The sequence below is a fragment of the Polaromonas sp. P3_C2 genome (assembly GCF_056402675.1).
Map to the genome: position 1 here is coordinate 1 of NZ_JBFUGX010001078.1, position 895 is coordinate 895.

The 895-nt window shown below is 60.4% G+C and carries 1 protein-coding gene; it reads left to right on the top strand.

The window, feature by feature from the left end; all coding sequences use genetic code 11:
- Positions 1 to 49: 49 nt before the first annotated feature.
- Positions 50 to 895: LysM peptidoglycan-binding domain-containing protein (locus AC1DWI_RS24715; RefSeq protein ID WP_477726118.1), on the top strand; the 846-nt coding region annotated here is incomplete at its 3' end.

The following is an 895-nucleotide window of genomic DNA, read 5'->3' on the forward strand; positions in this document are numbered from 1 at the left end:
GCCCGGATAGTGTCTGCCAGCCTCATAAAAGCACCGAGGGCCTACAGAGATGCAAACAATTTTTGGTCGTTTCAGTCAAATTTCAATGGCAACCGCAGCCCTTTTGGGCACTACTGTCGGCTTGCATGCCCAGAATTTTCCCATTACCCCGGCACAGAAGGCCACGGCCACCCAAGTGGCTCAAACCGGGGTTCCCCTCAGTGAACTGGCGCCCAATGCGCCTGACAACTACACCGTCAAGCGGGGCGACACGCTCTGGGCCATTTCCGGCATGTTCCTCAAGAGCCCATGGCGCTGGCCCGAACTGTGGGGCATGAACCTAGACGACATCAAGAATCCTCACCGCATCTACCCGGGACAGCAGCTCTACCTCGACAAGACCGGCGGCCGCGCCGTCTTGCGCACACGGCAGGCCTCCAGCGACGGCCCGCCGACAGACACCGTACGCGTTTCTCCGCGCACCCGCTTTGAAACCCTGGCAGACGCCTCCATTCCCACGATCGCGCCCAACCTGATCGAGCCCTTCCTGAATGAGGCCTTGATCGTCGACGAGGCCATGCTTTCCAATGCGCCCCGCATTGTGGCGGCCCAGGAAGGCCGCGTTCTGCTTAGCCGCGGAGATCGCGCCTATGCGCGCAGCCAATACGGCACCGGCAGCACCACCGGCAAACCCCTGAGCATTGAAAAAGGCGAACCGGTCAATTACCGGGTGTTTCGCAACGCAACGCCGCTGAAAGATCCGACGACCCAGGCGATTCTGGGCTACGAGGCGCAATACGTCGGCAAGGCGGAAATAGCACGCGGCGAATCGGTTGCGGAAATAGCCGGTAAAGACGGCAAGCCGCAATCCGAAATCGTGCCGGCGACGATCGACATCGTTGCTACCAAAGAAGAG